Source organism: Chthonomonas sp., assembly GCA_016788115.1.
Taxonomy (GTDB): Bacteria; Armatimonadota; Fimbriimonadia; order Fimbriimonadales; family Fimbriimonadaceae; genus UBA2391.
Map to the genome: position 1 here is coordinate 130966 of JAEURR010000007.1, position 19562 is coordinate 150527.

Here is a 19562-nt window from a genome sequence, read left to right on the forward strand (position 1 = left end):
TTGGCTCGCCGTTCGTTGCCGAATCTTATCCGATTTTCAGGCATCGAACACCACCGAGTAACATCGCACCCATGACCACGCCCACCGAACGGTTGCGAACAACCTTCCACGTAGCCCTGAGCAGCTACTGGTTCACCACGCACATGCTTTGGGGAGTGCTGATGACCTACACGGTGGCGGTCATCGTCAAAGCTACCGCCAGCGCCAATCCCGCGCAGCTCACGGGGAACATCCTCGGAATCGGCAGCATCGCCGCAATCGTGGTCCCCTTGCTCGTCGGCCCTATGAGCGACCGCTGCCTGTCGCATCTAGGTCGCCGCCGCCCATTCATGCTGACCGGCACGATCATGAGCATCGTGGGCCTGGCTGGCATCGGATTCGCCGCGCATCAGTTAAGCATTCCGCTGTTGGTGTTGGGCTATCTCATTACAAACCTGGGTAACAACATTGCCACCGCTGCGTATAGCGGGTTGATCCCCGATCTGGTCCCCATGGACCAGCGAGGGACGGCATCCGGGTTCATGGCGGCGCTCTCGCAGCTCGGTACGCTCTTGGGTCTGATAGCAGGAGCATTCCTTGGAAAGGTTCACCAAGTCCCGATGCTGATGGCTCTGCTCGCGGTGATACTCGGGCTCTCGCTTGTGGCCACGATGACCATGGTCAAGGAGACCGCTATCACCGAGGCCCCCCCGGCGATTCCACCGTCGAAGATGCTTGCCTCACTCTGGGAGCCGATGAAGCACAACGATTTCCGCTGGGTCTGGATCACGCGTGCGCTGGTGGTCATGGGTTTCTATTGCATTCAGCCATTTCTCATCTTCTTTTCCGCGGACGTCCTGCGCGGCTCCGATCCAAGCAAGACGACCCTGCTGCTGGGGGCCAGCGTGATTGTCTGTGCGAGTGTCAGCGGGCTTGTTGGTGGCATGCTCGGCGACCGACATGGGCGGAAGCGAATCGTCATCTGGGCAAACTCATTGATGGCGATTATCTGCGTGGGGTTTGCGATCGCGACCACGGTTCCCACAGCGATCGTTGCCGCCGCAATTTTTGGGCTCGCGTACGGCGCGTACTACAGCGTTGACTGGGCGCTGGGATCGGATGTCTTGCCGAACCATGCCGATGCAGGCAAAGACATGGCGGTGTGGCATATCGCCATGACGCTGCCGCAGGCAGTGGCCGCCCCGCTCGCCGGTCAAATGATCGCAGCGTTCGGGTCCACACAGGTGCAGCGCGGCGGAGAGATGGTGACCTCTTACCCGCATGCGGGCTACGTCACGCTGTTCCTTGTCGCAGGCTTGTTTACCGGCGCAGGAGCGGTCCTACTGAGGAAGGTCCGCGGCTCGACCTAATGCTCGTGATCATGGCCGTGTCCGTGATCATGGTCGTGATCATGGTCATGCGTGTCTTCACGTGCGGCCGCCTCGGCGGCCAGGTCGATCTCCTTGTGCCGCTTCAGTTCGAGCTCGTAAGCCGAGGGGCTGAGCACTTTGGGGATCGGGTGTGAAAGTCTCCAGAGAACGCGATCTTGTGGAAACTGCGCAAGCCCTTCGCGTGCGATCCGCAACTGCTCCGCCAGGTTCCCTTGCTCGCGGTGCACCAACGCCAGCCAACGATAGCTCTGCTGCAGGGCGTCGGATTCCTCTTCTTCCAAGAGCTTTGCATCGCGCGGTTTCAGCGCAATCGCAGCTGTGAAGTATGGGACGCTCGCGTCCATGTCCTTAGCTTTGCGCAGGAGGACGCTTCCCATCTCGTTCTGGAGGGCGATGCTCTTCGGGTTGTGACTGATGCCTTCGTTGAGGTAGGCGACGGCCTTGGCTACCCCCATAGGATCCTTGTCCCAGCAGAGTATGTTCGCTCCGACGGTCCATGCAGGGATGAACTGAGGATCGACCCAGGTCATGAGTCTGAATAGCGGGAGGGACTCGCGCGGCGAGTTGTGATCGTGCCCGCGCATGTCCTTGTAAGTCTTGGTTTCCCGTTCGATGTCCCCAAAGATGCCGCGGAAATCGTGTTCGGCGGAAGGGATCACGGTTGTGATCTTGCTGTCGTCGTGGAGTTCGTTCTCGTGGTTATCGCTTGATCCGACGCCGCGCTTGCCCGCAGACACCTCTTGTTCGGTGAGCGGTCGCATTTCGACGCCGTTGTGCAGGTACAGATCGGCGCGTAGCCAAAGCCAAGCCGATAAGTTCGTGCGAAACTGCCCGAGCAAGGACGCCGACGCGTGGGTCTCGTGTGCGTTCAGACCCGCGTTTTGGTGCGGGGCTTCAAGTTCGGGCTGCACGCGCTGCGCACCGAGGCTCGCCAGTACTGCGATGCTCAGAGCACCTAGGCCGATCCACTTGGATGAGTTCATACTGCCTGCTTCCTGAACTTCACCCAGCCCAGCGTGACCATCGCAGCGGAGTAGACCAAGGCGTAAGCGAATAGAGTCCCTACAACCCAAAGCGGTACTGGCCCCCAGTGGGCGTTTGCGGCGCGTGAGCCGAGGTCGAAGAGTCCGTATTGCGGTAGCGCGGCATTCATGACCTTGAAGAGCCCCTGCATCGCAGGCGGGCTGAAATCGTACGCCATCGTGAATGCCCGGGTAAGCATGCTCGAACCAAACGCGAGGATAAAGCTCATGGTCGCCGCGGCAGCCGGGGTCATGAACAAACTCAGGCTCAAGCTCACGGCGCATACAATGCTCAAACCGAGCACCTTGCACAGGACGAATTGGGCCATGACCGGCTCGAAATGTACGTGGAACATCGCAAGCGAAATCGCGGTGAGTCCCGCCAAGATCAGGAAGCTGATCCAGGTGACGCAGATGGCCCCCACGAGCTTGCCGATGAGCAGGTCTAGCCTTGAAATCGGGCGGGCAATGAGCGGGTACAGCGTTCGATTCTTGATCTCTTCCGGCATGAGGCGGCTCGCAGTCAAGATGCCGATGATCGTGCTGAAGAGGCCGAGCACGGTAGCAGCAAGGTCCTTGGCGAATGCTTCGAGCCCGTTGAGTCCGAAGAACCCAAGCGCGCCTGCGCTGAGCATGATGAGGAACCCGAGGATCGCGACAACCCAGAGGTCTTTGCGACGGATCGATTCGAGAATCACGGCGCGTGCGAGCGCCCACCAAACTTGAAACTTCATGCAGCCCTCCCAACGGTGGAGACAAAGTACTCCTCAAGCGAACCATCAGCCGCGATGAGGTTGAGGATCACCCCTCGATTGCGGACGATTAGATCGATCGCCCGGAGCAAATCTTCCTTGTTGCTGAACGTTGCCCGCCAGCGGTGCCGACCGAGCGATTCGAGCGTTTTCGGGAGGACGTCCAAATCGATATCGCCAGAAAACTCGACTTCGAATCCGCGGAGGGAGTCCTTGAGCGCGGTCATCTCGCGCTCTTCGATCAAACGGCCTTGGTCTATAAGGATGATGCGGTCGCAGAGCATCTCGACCTCGGCCAACTCGTGGCTGGAGAAGAGGAGCGTTGCGCCTTGTCGTTGGCGATCGAGCAACAAGTTGCGAAGCTCGCGACGACCGACGGGGTCGAGGCCGCTGGTGACTTCATCAAGCACCAACAGCTCAGGGCTGCCAAGCAGCGACTGGGCGATCCCCACGCGCTGAAGCATTCCCTTGCTCATGGTTCGGTTGAGCCGGTTCATGGCATCATCGAGGCCGACCAGATCCAACAGCTCTTGCGATTCTCGCTTGAGCGATGCACCCCGCAGACCCTGGAGTTCGCCGTAGAGACGCAGGGTCTCTAGCGGTGTGAGGTACGGGTAGTACACGGCGACCTCGGGCAGGTATCCGATTTTCTTTCGGGCCTGCTCCGTCCCAGCGTCGAGCCCGAAGACCTTGGCAGAGCCAGATTTCGGTTGCACGAAGCCCATGAGGACTTTCAAGGTCGAGGATTTGCCTGCACCGTTGGGCCCAAGGAATCCGATGATCTCGCCGGTCTTCACCTGGAACGAGAGGTCGGTGACTGCCTGAATCGGTGTCTTGCCCTTGCGGGAGTACTGAATCCCCAACTGATCTACTTCAATGGCGTAATCGCACATAGTTAAAGTAGATTATCGGAGGTTAGGGTCGAAACCCTAAGACTTGAGGCTTCAAATGCTTCGCTAAGCGGAGCGGGTGCGAGTTACCGTGACACGCTCACCATCTTGCAACAGCACTTGCCAGCGCGCCCAAGTGAGGCGATCCATCTTCTCCAGGCTCACGCCGATGCGAAAAGAACCTTCGGAACTCGATGGTCCGGAGTAGGTCACGTGCCCCGCCGCAGCGAGGGGTCCATCCTCGGTTTCGAGCGAAAACTCCAGTCGAGTGCCGGTTGGCAGCGGCTGGAAGGTCTCTAGCCCGATGCCGCCTTCGCTGATATCGCAAAGTTCACCCATGACTGCTTCGCCATCGATTTGGATCGGAAGTTCCATTCGCTTGCGGCGACGGGCAGTCTGTTTGGAATCGACGAGGGTGATGCGGCTGTCAATGGAGCATCGAAGGGTCTGTCCGTCGCGCTCAGTGACCCGGACAAGGAACTGGAAGGTACCCGTGGGAATGGTGATCGAAAACGCCAGGCGGTCGCCCTTGGCTGCTTCGGTCTGGCCGAGCAGATCAAGCTGCAAATCATTCACCTCGGTCTCGGCGACCCATCCCCAGAACGATTCCGAGGTGCGCAAAGACTTCGCGAAGAAGCGATATCCGCGGTAGATTTTCAGATCCATAGTCCGTCCTAGCTTAAAGTCGGCTCACAACGCTCAAATACTCACCGAAATTGTTACCGAGTTGTCAATCATCAGATGGCTGGTACCCTTGAATAAACATGAGTCACGCGCAGCACTTGGACATCCGAATCGGCACGCTCGTCTCGATGGACCGTGCAGAGTCGGTCATCCCTCAAATCATCGGCCATGGGTTCGAGAGTTTTCAGCTCACTTGCTGGCAAAAGCTCCCCACGGAAGACGTTTCTGAACTCGCCAAGCGCATTCTGGGGCTGGTCGAAGGCCGCGCAGTGATCAGCGCGCTCGGACTCTACGGCAACCCGATGACCGATGAACTTTGCCTGTCGGAGTGGCCGCGGATTGTCAAGCTTTGTGCGGCGTTCGGGTGCGACACAGTGTGCGGATTTACCGGCGCGCTGGAGGATCGGCCTGTAGACCAAAATCTGGACCGGTTCGTTGAAGTGTGGGGCGAGCTGACCCGGATGGCCGAGGCCGAAGGGGTGAAGATCGGCTTCGAGAATTGCGATATGGGCGGCTCTTGGGAGTCCCCAAGGTTCAACATCGCGCACAGCCCGCGGGCTTGGGAGATGCTCTTCAACGCAGTGAACAGCGATTCGCTCGGACTCGAGTGGGAGCCCTGCCACCAGATGGTTTCGTTCGTCGATCCCATCGCGAATCTGCGCGAGTGGGTCGGCAAGGTCGTTCACATTCATGGCAAGGATGCAACGGTACACCACGACCTAGTGCGCAAGTACGGCACGCGCAGCGGCATGTATGTGGTTCACCACCGAACGCCGGGATTCGGTGACACGAATTGGAGCGACATCATCACTCTCTTGAGGATGAACGGATTCTGCGGGGCAATCGACATCGAAGGTTGGCACGACCCCGTCTACCGTGAGGACCTGGAGATGACCGGCCAGGTGCATGCTTTGAACTATCTGAAGACCTGCCGTGGTGGAGCGTACGTGGAGAATCCCAAGTGACGACCCTACAAATCGTCTTGATGGCGCTGGCGGCGATCCTGTGCTCCTGGGGAACGTTCCTCATCGTGACGACGCTGTTCCGGCAAGACCTCCAACCACGGATTTTTGCGGGAAAGATTTTGCGCGGGGCCATGACCGAAACGATTGGTCTGGTGTGCTGGCTGATCGGGTTCGTGCTCGGAGCCAAGCCGGGGCTCGCGCTTCCTGTGCTCATCCTAGGCTTGGGTGCGGGCGGGACCGCGGGCGTGTTCCACTCGCTGGTCGTCTCGCGACTGGTACCGACGATCAAATCGGTTGCTGATTCCGAAAAGCCTGAGTGACCCGGACTGCACGTCGGGTCGCCGCGACGTCGTGAACGCGCAGGATGCGCGCACCTGCGAGTTGCGCCTGTGCCGCGAGCACGAGACTCCCCTCAAGTCGCTCTTCGAGGGGGGCAGGTTCGGTTTCGGTGCCGAGGATTCGACCTAGAAACGATTTACGGCTGATCCCCACGAGCACCGGATACCCGCTCGCGACAAACACATCCGTCGCGCGGATCAACGCTAGATTCTGCTCGGTGGTCTTCCCAAAGCCAATGCCCGGGTCGATCCAAATCTGTTCTTTGGGCAGGGCCAGCCTTCTTGCCCGCTGCAAGAGGAACGTGAGAACCTCGGCCACCACGTCCTGGTAGGCGGGCGCAAGTTGCATGGTCCGTGGTGTCCCTTGCATGTGCATGAGGCAGACCGTACATCCGGATAGGTTGCAGAGCTCAGCCATCGCAGGATCGCTCAGGGCGGTGACATCGTTGACGATATGGGCTCCGGCTTCAATCGCTGCCTTGGCCACCGCGGCCTTGCTGGTGTCGATGGAGACGGGGATGCCGCGATTTGCCAGCTCGGTGACGACCGGAATCGTGCGGGCGATCTCCACCTCGGCCTCGACCGGTGCAGCACCAGGTCGGGTCGATTCGCCTCCAATGTCGATGACGTCGGCCCCCTGATCGCGCATGCTGAGCGCATGGGCGATGGCAGCCTGGCGGGATTGATAGAGCCCACCGTCGGAGAAACTGTCTGGAGTGACGTTCAGGATCCCCATGATCGCTGGGCGATCGGCTGGGAGTTCGAACTGGCTCATTGCACCTCAAGGGTCACGAACTTGTCGTGCAGGATGCTTACTGCCTTCTCCAGCTCAGATTCTGGAATCAAGCAGCTCAGCGAAAGACCACTATCGCTGGTCTGGAAGACGGGGACGTTCTCTGCGTACAGCGTGCTCAAGACTCGGTGGAATGCCCCCGCCTTGTTCAAGTATTCGCGCCCAATCACGCTGACCATGGTGCACCCTTCGGTGAGCTCGATCGCCACCGTTTTCACTCGACCCAGCCCTTTCAGGAGGTGCGCTTGGGTCTCGGCCTCCTTCGAGGGAGTCTCGCCTACCTGGAACATGTAGATCTGGGTCTCGTCCCCATTGAGCGGGATGACCAGACCGTCAATCAGGTTCTCCACTGTCGGGTACTGCCCGCGCGGTACGGCAAAACCGATGCCCGATGGACTGAGAGTCATCATGTACAGATTGATGCCGTACTTGGCCATCATCGCAAAGACGTGGGCGGTCAGGGCGGCGCGATGTACTTCCGAAGCCTCGTGCAGATCGAACATCAAGTGCACCAGCTTCCCGGTGTGGGTGATGCCACTGACCTCGCGCTTGGGCAGTGCTCCCTGCTTCACGATTTCCGTGCCCGATGCTTGACTGAACGTGCTTTTGACCCAGAGCGGGATGTCGTACTTCATGGCGATCTCGGCCGCTCTGGGGTGCAAGACCTTCGCGCCGAGGTGGGCGATTTCTGCGACCTCTTCGTAGGTCACTTGACTCAGCGTGGGCGCAGTGCGGACGTAATCGGGGTCGGCGGTCTTCACACCTTCCACGTCGGTGAAAATCTCGACGGCACTGGCTTTCAGGGCCGCACCTAGCGCCGCGCCGGTCGTATCGCTTCCGCCACGACCGAGGGTGGTGAGTTCGCCCCCTGGGTACGCGGGATCCGGATAGAAATTGCCCTGGAAGCCACACACTACGGGGATGAAGCCCTTCTCCAGAGAACGCCGAATCGCGATCGGATTGATGCTGACGATGCGCGCGTTGCCGTAATTGCCGTCAGTTCGGATACCGGCCTGGCCGCCGCGAAATGCCATCGCCTGGTGCCCCAGAGACTTGAGCGTGTGAGCGAAAATGACGCTCGAAAAGATCTCGCCGCAGGCAACCATCAAGTCGACTTCACGTGCATCGGGTTGGATAGCCGGATCGATCTCTCGCAAGAGATCAATCAGGGTGTCGGTCGCGTAGGGCTGACCTCTGCGCCCGATGGCACTCACGACCACCACGGGAAGAAACCCCTGCTCCTTGGCCGAGATGACGCGAAGCGCGGCTTGCATGCGTGCTTCGGGGGTGGCGACGCTCGTCCCGCCGAACTTCATGACCTTGATCTTCACGCGTCCACCTCAAGGTTGGCAGCATGAAGCGCTTCCTGGATGACCTTTGCGCCGGACTCGGTGGTCGCAATCAACAGGCGGTCGTGGGTGTCCCCCAGATGGTCAACCGGCGCACCGGCCCCCAGCGCCACCGATAGGATCCGGGCAATGAGCCCTTCTTCGTCGCGGAGATTGACCGCGTGTACGAGCACGACGCTACGGTCAGTGTGGACGGTGAACTCAAGTCCAAGCGACGTCAGCCCTCGTTCGGCGAGCGGCGCATCCCGGTCGGCGACCAGACACGATACTCCCGACGGCGAGAACTTCATGAAGTCGACGCTCACACCCTGGGAGGCGATCGCCTCCAGGACGTTGAGACGCCACTCCATGACCGGCTCGGCCAGGTTCGAGACGTGTATCTGGGTGAACTCGGATCGTAGCTCGATCCTGCTGATGCCGCGCTTCTTCTCGAACTCAGTTTCGACAGGAGTGGCCGCCTCGGGCGGCGCGACGTCACACGAGATCGCCTCGGTATAGAATTTTGAACGGTTCCGTTTTGATGCCAACTGATTCAACCTTTGGGAAGGCTCCCTCGCGTCGGCGCCATTGCCGCACAGTCTTATTTTAGACGCGGGGGTGCGGCTGGATCAGGTCACGAGCCCGCAACTTCGAGCAAAACTGAGCCTCGGTCGCGCGAGACCTCCCGGAGTAACCCCTCTGAGCGAGCCTCCGCCAGCAAGAGCAACCACCGACGATTGAGGTCGGACATGTACTTCGCGCGCGCCTCTTCCGATCTCGCGACGGCGTCCTCCTCCCAAGCCTCTCGCGCTGGTCCCAGGAGCCGGAGGTTCAGGTAGACGTGGCTGATCCCCAATTCACGAAACCGCGCGATGAGTTGCTCGCCGCGAGCCATGGATTCGTACCGGAAGAGGAGGCTGTGGCCAGGGTTCGCCCACACGTAGGGGACGTCCAGGAAGTAGCCGAACACTTCATCGTACAGCGCGACTTTCTTGACGGTGATATCGGCATTGATTGCCCGGGCAGCCGCAGCGAAGGGCGTACTGGCCGCGAGGAAGCTCTCGGCGCTTTGCCTCCCGAGGACCACCGGCAGTTGGCGAGTAGTATTGACGGTGTAGAGCATCCACGCGGTGTACAGGCACTGCGCCGCGACAAGCGTGGGCGCAACGAATCTTGCGATGCGGTCGCTCATGAGGAAAGCGAGAGCGAAAAGGCCCGGCAGCGCGATCGGGATAATGTACCGCGACTGCTGGCTGAGGACGAACCACATGAACAGCATCAGCCCCGATGCGGCCAGCCCAAACGTCATTCGGGGGTCGCGCCGACCCGAGATGAGCCACCCAAAGAGCCCTACAAGAGGGACGATCCCGACTGCGCCCATTGGGAATCCTCGGCCCGACTCCTGGCCTGGGTTGATGAACCGACCCGGCTGACTGGCAAGGCCGACGATCGCATGAGGTGCAAGCGCGAAGTTTCGGCTGGTTTCGGTTCGACCCAGCCCAAAGGTCTGTTGCTCGTTCTTGTAAGTTGCCGCACGCCAGGCGTCCCAATTCCGACCGCCGAAGCGCTCATAGAGGAACGGATACACCGGGTTGCCCGTGTTGAGGGTGTTGCGGATGAGCCAAGGCGACGCCATCGAGACACCGATCACACCAACCACCAAGACACCGTGCAGCGCCGTGCGAAAACTCAGTCGCATCAGGAGCGCTCCGACCCCATAGCAAGCGCAGACGGCAAGCAGCGTCTGAAGGCCCGTATATTTGCTGGCACAGGCGAACCCGAGCATCAGAGCCGCCAACACCAACCGCTCGCGCCTTTGCTCCCGCAGCGCTTCACCTGCGGCGAGCAGGCCGAGCCCGGCCCATAGGCCGTGTCCGACATCGATGTAGCCGCTACCCGATTCCCACAGAACGACGGGGATGCTGGCGAACCCGAACGCGACCGTCCACGCGCCGAGCGCATGGGTCCAGCGCCGGGCCAAGCCGAACAGCGCGAGCAGCCCCAGAATCAGCGCGACCAACGTGAACGTCTTCGCTCCATGTTCGCCAAGCGGCTTCAGCACCATGAGGAAAAGCGAATCGAACACGAACGGGAAGTTGCTGTGGTGGATCGTCGGCAGATATTCGATCCGCCCGGCCTCGATCCAAAGCTTCGGGACCGCAAGGTGGTAAGCCAGAGTGTCCCAGTCCATGACGTCGCTCGGTGCGAGCGCATTCACCCAGGGGATCAGACATAAGAGCCCAAGCACCGGCCCGGGCACCGCTAACTTGCCCTTCAGGTGGGCCAGCGGGGGTCTACGCCAGACGAGCACTCCGACCGGGACGATCATCAGGGTGATCAACGCCGAGGTGGAGACAAGTGCGGTGAGGAAGGTGAGGGTCCCCAGCACGCCGAGCATCAAGAGTCCCCCGAAGCCCAACCGTTCTGCCGGATCCATCCTCTCGCGGAGCGCGCTGGGCAGGAGGCTTGCGCCCGCCCAGGCGCACACGAGACCGAAGACCAGGACAATAGCAGAGCTCAACACTGGCTGCGAGTATACGCCCGGGTAGGCTCGGAGACAGATGCGTCGTTACGCCAAGATCTACCGCCAGTTCTTCCTGAGTTCACTCGCCCGAGAACTTGAGTTCCGAGTCAACTTCCTGGCCAAGATCCTCCGCAACCTCACGTGGGCAGTGTTCTTTTCGCTCATCGTGCTCGTGATTTTTCAACGTACCAAGACGGTTGCGGGTTGGACGCTCAACGAGATGCTGGTGCTCACGGCCACGTCGTTCTTGACGTATTCGATCCACGCCGTCTTTGCCACCAGCTTGAGCGAGCTGCCCCAACAGATTCGACTGGGAACGCTCGACTTTGTGGTCACGAAACCGGTCGATTCGCAGTTCTGGGTGAGTTCACGGCGATTTAGCTTCGACCGGGTCGCGGACATCTTTGTCCAAGGATCGGTGATCGCATGGTTCGGATCGAGGATTTCGCCGGCCCCCGATGCGCTGCAGTGGGCTGGATTCGTGTGGCTATTGCTGTGCGGAGTTGCAATTTTCTACGGCATCACGCTGTTGCTGATGACCCTGTCGATCTACTTCGTCCGAGTTGATAACCTTTGGGTGCTCGGCGAGATGGTGTTCGACGTGTCTCGGTATCCACTCGAAATCTTCCCCCGGCTCACCCAGCGGATCATGCTCTTCGGCCTGCCCCTGGGGGCAGTCGCCTACGTGCCGACGATGATATTGCGCACGGGTTGGAGTCCGCAGCTTTTGGCTATTGGCACGAGCTGGGCCGTTTTCATGCTTGTAACCACGCGGCTCTTCTGGAGGCGCGCCCTCCGGGACTATTCGAGCGCGAGCAGCTAGAACCCGATTCCGGTGCCGGTACCAAGGCCCTGGCCTCGACGCCCGATGCCAAACGGCGTATCGAACGGCAGCGCTTTGAGCCGGATAAAGAACCCGATCTCACGGCCGGACCGGAATCCGACTTTGTTTTCGATGATCTGGAGTACAGCCTCGGCGCAGTGCAGGTCGTACGTCATGCTGAGTTGCCACGATTCGATCTTGTTCGAATAGCCATTGAAGTTGGCGAGAACGCTGGTTCGAAGCCGCTTCCACTCCAACCCGTCGGCGAGCACGTTGATACTTCCCCACCGATGCCGCGGGCCGTCGTAGCGCAGGCCCGCAGAGACGTATCCCTTGCTCACTTTCCATCCCGCATCCAAACGTACGTTGCTCCACCATTGGTTGAATGGGTCGTAGTTTGAGAGCGTGCGGATGAAGAGTTTGTCGTTCGGCGTCCAGTCCGTGCGGACACCCACGTTCTGCCAAGCGACTTGCTTGCGATCCAGCTGCAAAAAGTCGTAGCTAGTCTGTGCACTCACGTTGAAAGTAGGGGCGACTTCGTACTGCAAATCGGCAGAAACTTGGTGATTTCTGCCGGTACGATCGGAGGCGATCGGCGTGAAGCCGAATGGATTCAGATAAGAATGGCGGATGAAGATTGACGTTTTTCGCCGTATGCCCAACTTGTAGCCAAGGTCTGAGTTCAGAACGTACTGCGCAGTGTTATTGCTATACACACCCTGACGAAATCGCAGCGCGTAGTTCGCCGATCCGTCCCGCGGAAGGTTGACGGATTTCTGGCTGCTAAGGTCGAGCGCAGTGCGGGTGAACCGCTTGCGCTGCACCGAGTCGGCGAGTTCGCCGAGTGACAGTTCACCCCGTAGCGGCAAGACCTTGTCCCCTTTGGTGCCCCATAACTTACGCGAGTCGGTAGAGAGCGTCACGAGCGGCGTACGGTCGGTCGATCCGAAAAACCCGTTCTGCTGGCCGACCGGGATCTGCCGCTGATAGTCCAGCTGAGCCTGGGCGCGGTCGAAATCTTGCGTGCCCCGGAAACTCAGGTTTGCGACGCGTCGGTCGCTCTTTTGCCCGCCCGCGGCAGACCGATTTTGTGTAAGATCGCTGGAGAAACTCGTTCGGAACTTGCCGTTCCACGACTCGTCGTGAGAGAGCGAGAACACCTGGTTGATGCTGCCGAACCCACTTGTGCGGTTCCCCGTCCGAGTCGCCGAGAAGTTCACGCGCCCGCCCGGGGTGTTGATGGTGTAGGTTCCGCGGGCGTTGTAGGTCCGGTTGTTCGGGGCGGTCAAGTAGTTGTTCTGAATGAGCGTGCTGTCGATTCGAACAAGGCCGCCGAGCATTGCCTGCCGGTGCTCGAGCGATACCAGTCCCGTCCTTGCCCGACCAGGGAGCCCATAAACACGCGCACGTCCGAGTTTTCCGGCTCCCGCATAGTCATAATCGAGACCCAGACCCGCGCCAAGCTTCGAGAAGTAGTCAGTCCGTGCGAACATCGAATCGCCAGAACCAACCGGAAACTCGAGTCGGTTCTTGATGAAATACCCTTCATCGCGCGACTGTCCAACCTCGGGCGTGTACCGTTCCACGCGCTCCTCCAAAGGTATGAGCACATAAGGGAGCCGCAGCAGGGTGCGGTCGAAGAGCCGAATCCGGACGTCACGGAGGACTGCCCGCTTGCCGGGCTGAATGTCGCCGTCCCTGACTTGAAACTCGTAGTGGGGATGTTCGCGTTCGCAACTGGTCACGGTGCTCACGCCAATGTGAAAGTGCTTGCGCGACCCGCCGCCGGCACTCCCCTTCAAGTAGAGATTTGAGCGGATGCTCGGACCGACGAATGCCGGGCCAAGGATAGCCTTCGCATCGTCGTAGGCGATCGTCCGCGTGTCGAAATTGACGACCGCCCGCGCGCCCTTCACCGCTTGATCCGAGCCGGTGATGACGACGTTGCCGCTGAGCACGAAGATCTGCGTGGCGACATCGCCATCGACGGAGTCTGCTCGGCACTCGTATCCGCGAAAGCTGAATCGCACGTCCCCGTCCGCGACCACGCGCGAACCTTCACGGCGGGAACTGTCGGCGTTCTTCAACACGAACTTTGTGCTGTCCGTCCTCGGAGCGGGAAGCACATCTTTCTGTCCCCCGCCGGGAAATCCAGTCGCTTCCGTCGGCTTGCGCTGCGGTTGCACGGGAACGATGCCCCGGCGTTGCAGTTCCTGGATGACCGGCTGGACGGGAACGGTTGGGATGGCCAGCGCGTGTCCCGCGAACCCGGCGAGAAACAATGCAGCGACTGAAACCCTCACTCGGCTCTCCGGAGTGCCCAGAGTCCGGCGGCAAGAAACAGTAGGTTGGGTGCCCACGCGGCCAAGATCGGCGGGATCCACCCGTTGCGACCCAGGATCTCGTTAAAGATCACGAACCCGTTGTAGTACATGAGCACCATCACGAGGCTCATGAAAACCCCCAGGAACGGGCCGGAGCGCGCAAACCACAGCGCAGTCATAGGGCCCGTAATCGCAAAGACGAGGCAGGTGATCGGGATGGCAATGCGGTTGTGGAACGCGATCTCGACGACCTTGGTGTCGCGCTGGGTGCGGCGACCCTCTTGCACGAATGCCCAGAGTTCGCGGAGGCTCTTCTCATCCTGTCGAGGCTGGTTGCTCAGGTACTCCGAGATGCTGATTTTCTCTTCGATGAGGATATCGCCAATGGCCCGCGCGTTGATGAGCGTGTTGCCTCGGACCACGTTCATCCGGGGCTGGATGAAACGCCAAGTGCCCTCGCGATACCAGCCCGATTTGGCAGTGACGATGACGACCTCGTCGTCTTGGCGGCGCTGGAAGAGGAGGACGTCGCTCAGGATCAGGCGGTCTTTGCCATCAGGAGCAACTGCGCGCACATTCACCGAATAGTCTCGGACCTTGAGCGTGACGTTGGCTTGGGGCGCGCCCATCGAGCTCAGGAGTAGGACCTCTTCGAACAGCTTGCGGGAGCGCACCTCGCTCGGCGGCTGAACGTACTCGACGACCACGAAGTTCAGGGCAGCGATCACAAGACCGATCATCGCAACGGGGCGGAGAACACGCCGGATCGCCATGCCCGCAGCGCGCATCGCGGTGAGTTCGGACTCGCGAACCAGCCGGGCCACTGCCAGCGATGAGGCGATCGCCATCCCGATCGGCAGCGTCATCTGCAGAAAATAGGGCGATTTCAGCAGGATGAGCTGGAGGATCGCGCGAGGGGGCACCCGATCCATCGGGTACTCCTTGAAGAGCGCGATCAGCATGTTCGCCTGAAACATCATGAGAAATGACAGGGTGCCGATGAGCATCGGCACCGCCATCTCACGAATGATGTACCGGTCGAGCTGCTTCAAGCGGCGGTGCCTCCCGAACGCACCAGCAATCGAATGACCATCGCGGTCGCCACGCCCAATGCCACGGCGTAAACCACGAGGTTGAGCGGGAATGGCGCGAGCGGGCCAAGGACCGTCACCGCTATCAACGCGCCAGAAACTGCAATCCATGCTTGGAACGCTCGCCGAACGGGGCTAGCCTGGGCGATGCCAACAAACATGTAATCCAGCCAAAACTCGTGCCCGCAGCGACGGCAGAATATCTGCTCGGGCTCATTCTGGATGCCGCACTTCTGACACGCGTGGGGCCGAAACTGCTCATGGGAGGGCGACTGTCGTTGCCACGATTTGAGCCTTGCAACCTCGTTCACGGTCATCGCGGCGGGCAGCTGAGGGATGGCCGACTCCATCATCCGGATGGCGGGACCGATGAGGCCGCGTGCGTAAGCCGACTCGGCGATCAACAGGACATTCGACAAAGCTAACGGGTTGGCTTTCAGTCGATCGTAGGCGAGTTTGGTTTGTTTGTAGTCGATGGCATCCAGTTGGTACTTGTTCATCGCCTCCTTAAGCGTCGGGACAAAGCAAGTGTAAAGGATGATGGTCAAAGCGAAGATGATGCTCGTGCCAGGGATCGGGGGAACGATGACGAAGAAGGCGACGACCAACGTCATGAACAGCACAATGATTCCCAAGAGCGTCTCAATCTCGCCCATGATTATCAAGTTCACGGTCGTGACCGCAGTAACTCCCGTGCAAACGAGAGTGAGGGCGTACAGGGTGAAGTAGAGGAGTAGCACTACGCCTTGGGTTCCGTTGGTTGTGGATCGGGCTCAAGCGTCACCGCAGCATGATTCGGTCCGGATTTCTTCGAGCCGATGCGGTTCTCGGTCCCGGCCATGAGCCGTTGGATGTTTGCTCGATGCCGAATGAAGACGAACAGGGTGAACGCCCCGAAAGCGATGAGGAAGGTCGGCGAAAGATGCTGAACGAAGCCCGCAACGAGTAGGGCCACGCATGCGATCATGCTCGCGAGCGAGACGTAGCGGGTGATCGCGAGCACGATTGCGAAGACGCCAAATGCGATGCCAGCGGCGGCGGGGGCGGCGGCCAGAAGCACGCCGAGTCCGGTGGCGATTCCCTTGCCTCCTTTGAACCCGATCCAAGGCGAGAACGAGTGTCCGAGCACTGCCAGCAACCCGATCAGCAGACCGTTTTCAGGTTTCCCGAGCAGATTCGCCGAGACAAGCGTCGGCGCAAAGCCCTTGAGCACGTCGAGGATGAACACGGGTAGCCCGACTTTCCAACCTAGACTCCGCCAAACGTTGGTCGTTCCAGTGTTGCCACTGCCGACCGACATGATGTCCACACCGCGAGAACGCGCCGCGAGCACTCCGAACGGAATGGAGCCTGTCAAGAAGCTGGCAGCGGCGCAGATAACAGTTACAAACATTGTTCAATGCTTGAGACGTTCGCGAATGGTCTGCAAGTGCTCTCTTGTCGTGGCGCGGACCGATTGATCGACGGCGAGGAGAGCATTGGCAGACTCGAAGCCCGCGACGTGTGCAAGTGTCGCGAGTTTATCTGGATTCTCCGGAAGGACGTCAGGCTCGTAGCCAAGGAGCGGGATGGCGAACCGCAAGCGCTGGTGATGTCGCCACGCCTGGGCCATCTGTGCACCCTCCGACGCACCCACCCATCCAGCCTGCACTGCAAACTCGATGCGCGGGATGGTGGCCGCATCGAGGTCCAGCGGGAACTCGTTCGCTCCCGCAAGAAGCAGCAACTGGAGCGCCCACTCAAGGTCCATCGTCCCACCGTATCCGAGCTTGATCTGGCGCATTCGAAGGGCTGGGCTAAGTCGCTCGTTCTCGACTCTGAGCTTGACTCGATCAAGCTCGCCGAGTGCTTCGGGAGTCAGTTTGAGGTTGAACGCTGCCTGGCGAACCGCTCGAAACAGCTCGTCCGAGCAGGCGACCGGAGCCGAGCGACTCAGGGCCATCCTCTCCCATGGCTCCATGTCGCCAAGTTCATACGTTAAGAATCCTCCAAGAGACCGAACGAGAAGTCCTTTGCTCCCCTCGGGGCGTAACCGCAAATCCACTCTGAGAGGCGCACCGTGTGTGCGCAACTCGGCGATCGAGCGCAGTAACTCTTGGGCGGCGCGCTCAAGCGATTCAAAGTCTGAGGCGTCGTCAGCGAGGAGGAGCAGATCGACGTCCGAATCGGGACTGAGTTCCCTTGCGGCCAGACTGCCGAGTCCAATGACTCCCAACGCAGGGTGCTGCACTACGTTTCGGAGCACTGCCCCCACGAGTTCGCTTAGGTCTGTGCACACGGTCACCTCCGGTTCGAGCACACCTTGGACTATGAGCCGCGCCCATCTGCGCCTGATCATGGCGGCTTGCGAAGTCGTCGAAGTCGGCCAAACCATCGGCGAGAGAGGCTCGAGGATTTCGCCCGACAAGACGTGCTCAAACAGCACAGAGTCCTGGGTGAGAAGCTCTCGCAGGGCGGGCGCGCACTTGGCAAGCACTTCCAGCCGACCCAGGCTATCCCGGTTCTCCACAAGTGTCGCCGCCGCGAGCTCCGGGGTCGCAGTGGAGTCCACCCACGCTAGCACATCGGGCCCGGCGGACTGGATCTTGGTGCGCGCGTCGTCAGGAGAGTCCTCGCTGACGGCAAAAAGATCGGAGTAGGTCCCGCGAACAAACTGGGCCTCTTCCCTCAGTCGCGATTCCAAGTCCGCAAAGTCGTCGAAATGGAGCGACTTGGCCAAAGCCTCGCGTTCTGAGGGGCTTTCGGGCAGGGTGTGCGTTTGGCGATCGTCCATCCACTGGATACGGTGCTCGGTCTGGCGGTAGAGCGTGTACGCCGCCGAGAGTCGATCGGCGACCACCACGGGTAAGACGCCATGTTCAGAGAGAGCTTGCAGGGTTGGCAGTGTCGCCCGCTCCCGCAAGGTCACGGACTGGTGACCGGTCGCCAACTGCAGTAGCTGGGTGATGAACTCCACATCGCGGATTCCACCTGGTGACCGCTTCAGATCGTCGGGGCGTGCGATCCCGTCGATCCGCTTGCGCATGGCGAGGATGCTCTCCACAGCCCACTGCCCCGGAACACCGGAGAAGCACGCCGCGGCGCGCATCGCATTCCATCGAACCTGGATCTCCTCGGGGCCGATCAGGATTCGCGACCGTATGAGCGCGAGAACTTCCCAAGGCTCGGCATACTTTCTGTAGTACGCCTCGACCGACTTCATGCGATTGACCAGTGGGCCGGTTCCGCCGTAGGGCCGCAGGCGGACATCGACGCGCGTGATTGCGCCGCGCCCCATCCGCTGAGCGAGCGCACGACCAAGCGACTCGGCCAACCGGACTGCCTGACGCTCCATCTTCTCGTCAGCTTCATCGGCGATGACGTACGCCAAGTCCACGTCGGAGGAGTAGTTCAGCTCTCCTCCTCCCAGCTTGCCGAACGCAGCGATACTGATGGGTGGCCGGCCTTCAAGCCCGTTGTCCGCGCTTTGTTTTGCCCACACAACGTGCAGTGTCTGCTCTATCAACAGCGATGCGAGGTCACTCAGATCCTGCCATGTAGCAGCCGGTGGGACAAGCCCGGCGAGATCCCGTGCGGCCAAACGTAGCGTCCACTGTTGCTTGATGAAACGCAGTCGATCAAGCTTGTGGTCGGTCGAGGTCGCAGATGCAAGCAAGCGCGTGCAAACCGCGCGCTCAGCCTCTATGGAAAACGGTTGGAGCAGCAGGTCGGACTCCAAAATCAGCGAGGCGAACTCCGGGTTTTGGGCGACTGTATTTCCTAGCTGGCGGCTGCAGCCCAAGAGTCGAACGAACAATGCGCCCTGCGGCGACGAGGCCAACCCATCGCAAAATGTCGCCGCATTGGTACTTTGGTCGATGAGCCGGGCGAGTTGGGAGACGGCAAGGCTTGGGATGGGAGCCTCGTCGAGCGCTCGGAGCAAGTGCTCTGGCACCACTCCGCGCCAGTTGGGGAGAAGCGGCTCAGGCACTTAGCTGCACTCCAATGCGTGGGCACAGGTCCGCGACGAGACATTCACTGCACAAGGGACGCTGCGCCCGACAGGTGGTCCGACCGTGTTGGATGAGCGTGACGTGATACCGAAAGCTCCATCCATTTGGAACGAACGACGGCAACAAGTCGTGGGCCCTCTGTTCGTTCACCGCTGGCTCGATGACCCCGAGTCGGATCGATGTCCGGTGAACGTGAGTGTCCACCGGGATGACCTCGCGTCCGAGGGCGAAGCACAAGACGATGCAACTGGTCTTGGGCCCGACGCCGGGGAGTTGCTCCAGCCACTTTCTTGCTTCCGCGTCCGACATTTGTCGCAGGAATCCAAGATCGTACTCGCCCGCATGCGCATGAATCCGCTGGAGACACGCCTTGATCCACTTCGATTTCTGATTGGAAAGCCCCGCCCCCTGGATACACCTCGCGACGCCCTCCACCGGAGCGTCGGCCAGGGACTTCCAGGTCGGGTAGGTCTCCCGAAGATGGGTGAACGTCGGGAAGCTGCGCGCATCGTTGGTGTGCTGGCTCAAGATGCAGCTGATGAGCTCGTCCATCGGGTCAAAACGCGGGATGAAACGGGGGCGACCATGCAGCCGCTCAAGCGACTCGATGATCTGCTGAATTCGTTCGGCTTGACGCGCACCGGTTCCGACTTTGCCCATACCGCT

Annotated in this window: 18 protein-coding genes; 4 read left to right on the forward strand and 14 right to left on the reverse strand. The window is 60.4% G+C overall.

From position 1 onward, the window contains the following. Positions 1–71 precede the first annotated feature (71 nt). Complete coding sequence (locus tag JNM85_08115) at positions 72–1349, forward strand: MFS transporter (GenBank protein ID MBL8088016.1); 1278 nt, start codon at positions 72–74, stop codon at positions 1347–1349. Here JNM85_08115 and JNM85_08120 read toward each other — a convergent pair. The 4 genes from JNM85_08120 to JNM85_08135 all read right to left on the reverse strand — a co-directional run bounded on the left by JNM85_08120 (position 1346) and on the right by JNM85_08135 (position 4700). Beyond that, the gene (locus JNM85_08120; GenBank protein ID MBL8088017.1) at positions 1346–2353 is read right to left on the reverse strand and encodes a hypothetical protein; all 1008 of its coding nucleotides are present in this window, start codon (positions 2351–2353) and stop codon (positions 1346–1348) included. The two genes, JNM85_08115 and JNM85_08120, sit on opposite strands and share 4 nt — an antisense overlap. Further along, a complete protein-coding gene (locus JNM85_08125) occupies positions 2350–3126 on the reverse strand; it encodes an ABC transporter permease subunit (protein ID MBL8088018.1) in 777 nt (258 codons plus the stop codon). The genes JNM85_08120 and JNM85_08125 overlap by 4 nt, the downstream gene beginning before the upstream one ends. Then, a complete protein-coding gene (locus JNM85_08130; protein MBL8088019.1) occupies positions 3123–4037 on the reverse strand; it encodes an ABC transporter ATP-binding protein in 915 nt (304 codons plus the stop codon). The genes JNM85_08125 and JNM85_08130 overlap by 4 nt, the downstream gene beginning before the upstream one ends. Before the next feature lie 63 nt (positions 4038–4100). Next, positions 4101–4700 (reverse strand): PilZ domain-containing protein, encoded by a 600-nt coding sequence (locus JNM85_08135; GenBank protein ID MBL8088020.1) that lies wholly within the window; start codon positions 4698–4700, stop codon positions 4101–4103. Between the two features lie 98 nt (positions 4701–4798). On the opposite strand from JNM85_08135, the gene JNM85_08140 reads away from it, so the two are divergent. Both JNM85_08140 and JNM85_08145 read left to right on the forward strand, forming a co-directional pair. Continuing rightward, positions 4799–5683, forward strand: coding sequence for a sugar phosphate isomerase/epimerase (locus JNM85_08140; protein MBL8088021.1), 885 nt, complete (start codon positions 4799–4801; stop codon positions 5681–5683). Continuing rightward, a complete protein-coding gene (locus JNM85_08145; protein MBL8088022.1) occupies positions 5680–6003 on the forward strand; it encodes a hypothetical protein in 324 nt (107 codons plus the stop codon). The genes JNM85_08140 and JNM85_08145 overlap by 4 nt, the downstream gene beginning before the upstream one ends. Here JNM85_08145 and folP read toward each other — a convergent pair. From folP to JNM85_08165, 4 genes are all read right to left on the reverse strand, one after another. Beyond that, positions 5969–6796 (reverse strand): dihydropteroate synthase, encoded by an 828-nt coding sequence (folP, locus tag JNM85_08150; protein ID MBL8088023.1) that lies wholly within the window; start codon positions 6794–6796, stop codon positions 5969–5971. The genes JNM85_08145 and folP overlap by 35 nt on opposite strands. Next, positions 6793–8145: an aspartate kinase gene (locus JNM85_08155; protein ID MBL8088024.1), complete on the reverse strand. Its 1353-nt coding sequence runs from the start codon at positions 8143–8145 to the stop codon at positions 6793–6795. Before JNM85_08155 ends, folP begins: the two co-directional genes overlap by 4 nt. Then, positions 8142–8690 (reverse strand): hypothetical protein, encoded by a 549-nt coding sequence (locus JNM85_08160; protein ID MBL8088025.1) that lies wholly within the window; start codon positions 8688–8690, stop codon positions 8142–8144. The genes JNM85_08155 and JNM85_08160 overlap by 4 nt, the downstream gene beginning before the upstream one ends. Positions 8691–8776: 86 nt before the next feature. Beyond that, a complete protein-coding gene (locus tag JNM85_08165; GenBank protein ID MBL8088026.1) occupies positions 8777–10666 on the reverse strand; it encodes a DUF2029 domain-containing protein in 1890 nt (629 codons plus the stop codon). A gap of 37 nt (positions 10667–10703) precedes the next feature. Here JNM85_08165 and JNM85_08170 point away from each other — a divergent pair, with 37 nt between their 5' ends. Then, positions 10704–11489 carry an ABC-2 family transporter protein gene (locus JNM85_08170; GenBank protein MBL8088027.1) on the forward strand — a complete coding sequence of 262 codons (786 nt, stop codon included), beginning with the start codon at positions 10704–10706 and terminating at the stop codon, positions 11487–11489. Here the strand turns inward: JNM85_08170 and JNM85_08175 are convergent. The 6 genes from JNM85_08175 to JNM85_08200 are packed head-to-tail and all read right to left on the reverse strand — an operon-like array spanning position 11486 to position 19556. Beyond that, complete coding sequence (locus JNM85_08175; GenBank protein MBL8088028.1) at positions 11486–13792, reverse strand: hypothetical protein; 2307 nt, start codon at positions 13790–13792, stop codon at positions 11486–11488. The genes JNM85_08170 and JNM85_08175 overlap by 4 nt on opposite strands. After that, positions 13789–14865: an LptF/LptG family permease gene (locus JNM85_08180; protein ID MBL8088029.1), complete on the reverse strand. Its 1077-nt coding sequence runs from the start codon at positions 14863–14865 to the stop codon at positions 13789–13791. Before JNM85_08180 ends, JNM85_08175 begins: the two co-directional genes overlap by 4 nt. Beyond that, positions 14862–15644, reverse strand: a complete 783-nt coding sequence (locus tag JNM85_08185) for a hypothetical protein (protein MBL8088030.1) — start codon at positions 15642–15644, stop codon at positions 14862–14864. The genes JNM85_08180 and JNM85_08185 overlap by 4 nt, the downstream gene beginning before the upstream one ends. After that, a complete protein-coding gene (gene plsY, locus JNM85_08190) occupies positions 15644–16297 on the reverse strand; it encodes a glycerol-3-phosphate 1-O-acyltransferase PlsY (GenBank protein ID MBL8088031.1) in 654 nt (217 codons plus the stop codon). The genes JNM85_08185 and plsY overlap by 1 nt, the downstream gene beginning before the upstream one ends. A gap of 3 nt (positions 16298–16300) precedes the next feature. Beyond that, positions 16301–18874 carry a hypothetical protein gene (locus JNM85_08195; GenBank protein ID MBL8088032.1) on the reverse strand — a complete coding sequence of 858 codons (2574 nt, stop codon included), beginning with the start codon at positions 18872–18874 and terminating at the stop codon, positions 16301–16303. After that, positions 18867–19556 (reverse strand): endonuclease III, encoded by a 690-nt coding sequence (locus JNM85_08200; GenBank protein MBL8088033.1) that lies wholly within the window; start codon positions 19554–19556, stop codon positions 18867–18869. Before JNM85_08200 ends, JNM85_08195 begins: the two co-directional genes overlap by 8 nt. Positions 19557–19562: the final 6 nt, after the last annotated feature.

Bases quoted from the DNA above. Each gene is read 5' to 3' on its own strand.
- plsY (MBL8088031.1), bottom strand. From the start codon at position 16,297: ATGTTTGTAACTGTTATCTGCGCCGCTGCCAGCTTCTTGACAGGCTCC.
- JNM85_08170 (MBL8088027.1), top strand. From the start codon at position 10,704: ATGCGTCGTTACGCCAAGATCTACCGCCAGTTCTTCCTGAGTTCACTC.
- JNM85_08115 (MBL8088016.1), top strand. From the start codon at position 72: ATGACCACGCCCACCGAACGGTTGCGAACAACCTTCCACGTAGCCCTG.
- JNM85_08200 (MBL8088033.1), bottom strand. From the start codon at position 19,556: ATGGGCAAAGTCGGAACCGGTGCGCGTCAAGCCGAACGAATTCAGCAG.
- JNM85_08120 (MBL8088017.1), bottom strand. From the start codon at position 2,353: ATGAACTCATCCAAGTGGATCGGCCTAGGTGCTCTGAGCATCGCAGTA.
- folP (MBL8088023.1), bottom strand. From the start codon at position 6,796: ATGAGCCAGTTCGAACTCCCAGCCGATCGCCCAGCGATCATGGGGATC.
- JNM85_08135 (MBL8088020.1), bottom strand. From the start codon at position 4,700: ATGGATCTGAAAATCTACCGCGGATATCGCTTCTTCGCGAAGTCTTTG.
- JNM85_08140 (MBL8088021.1), top strand. From the start codon at position 4,799: ATGAGTCACGCGCAGCACTTGGACATCCGAATCGGCACGCTCGTCTCG.
- JNM85_08125 (MBL8088018.1), bottom strand. From the start codon at position 3,126: ATGAAGTTTCAAGTTTGGTGGGCGCTCGCACGCGCCGTGATTCTCGAA.
- JNM85_08130 (MBL8088019.1), bottom strand. From the start codon at position 4,037: ATGTGCGATTACGCCATTGAAGTAGATCAGTTGGGGATTCAGTACTCC.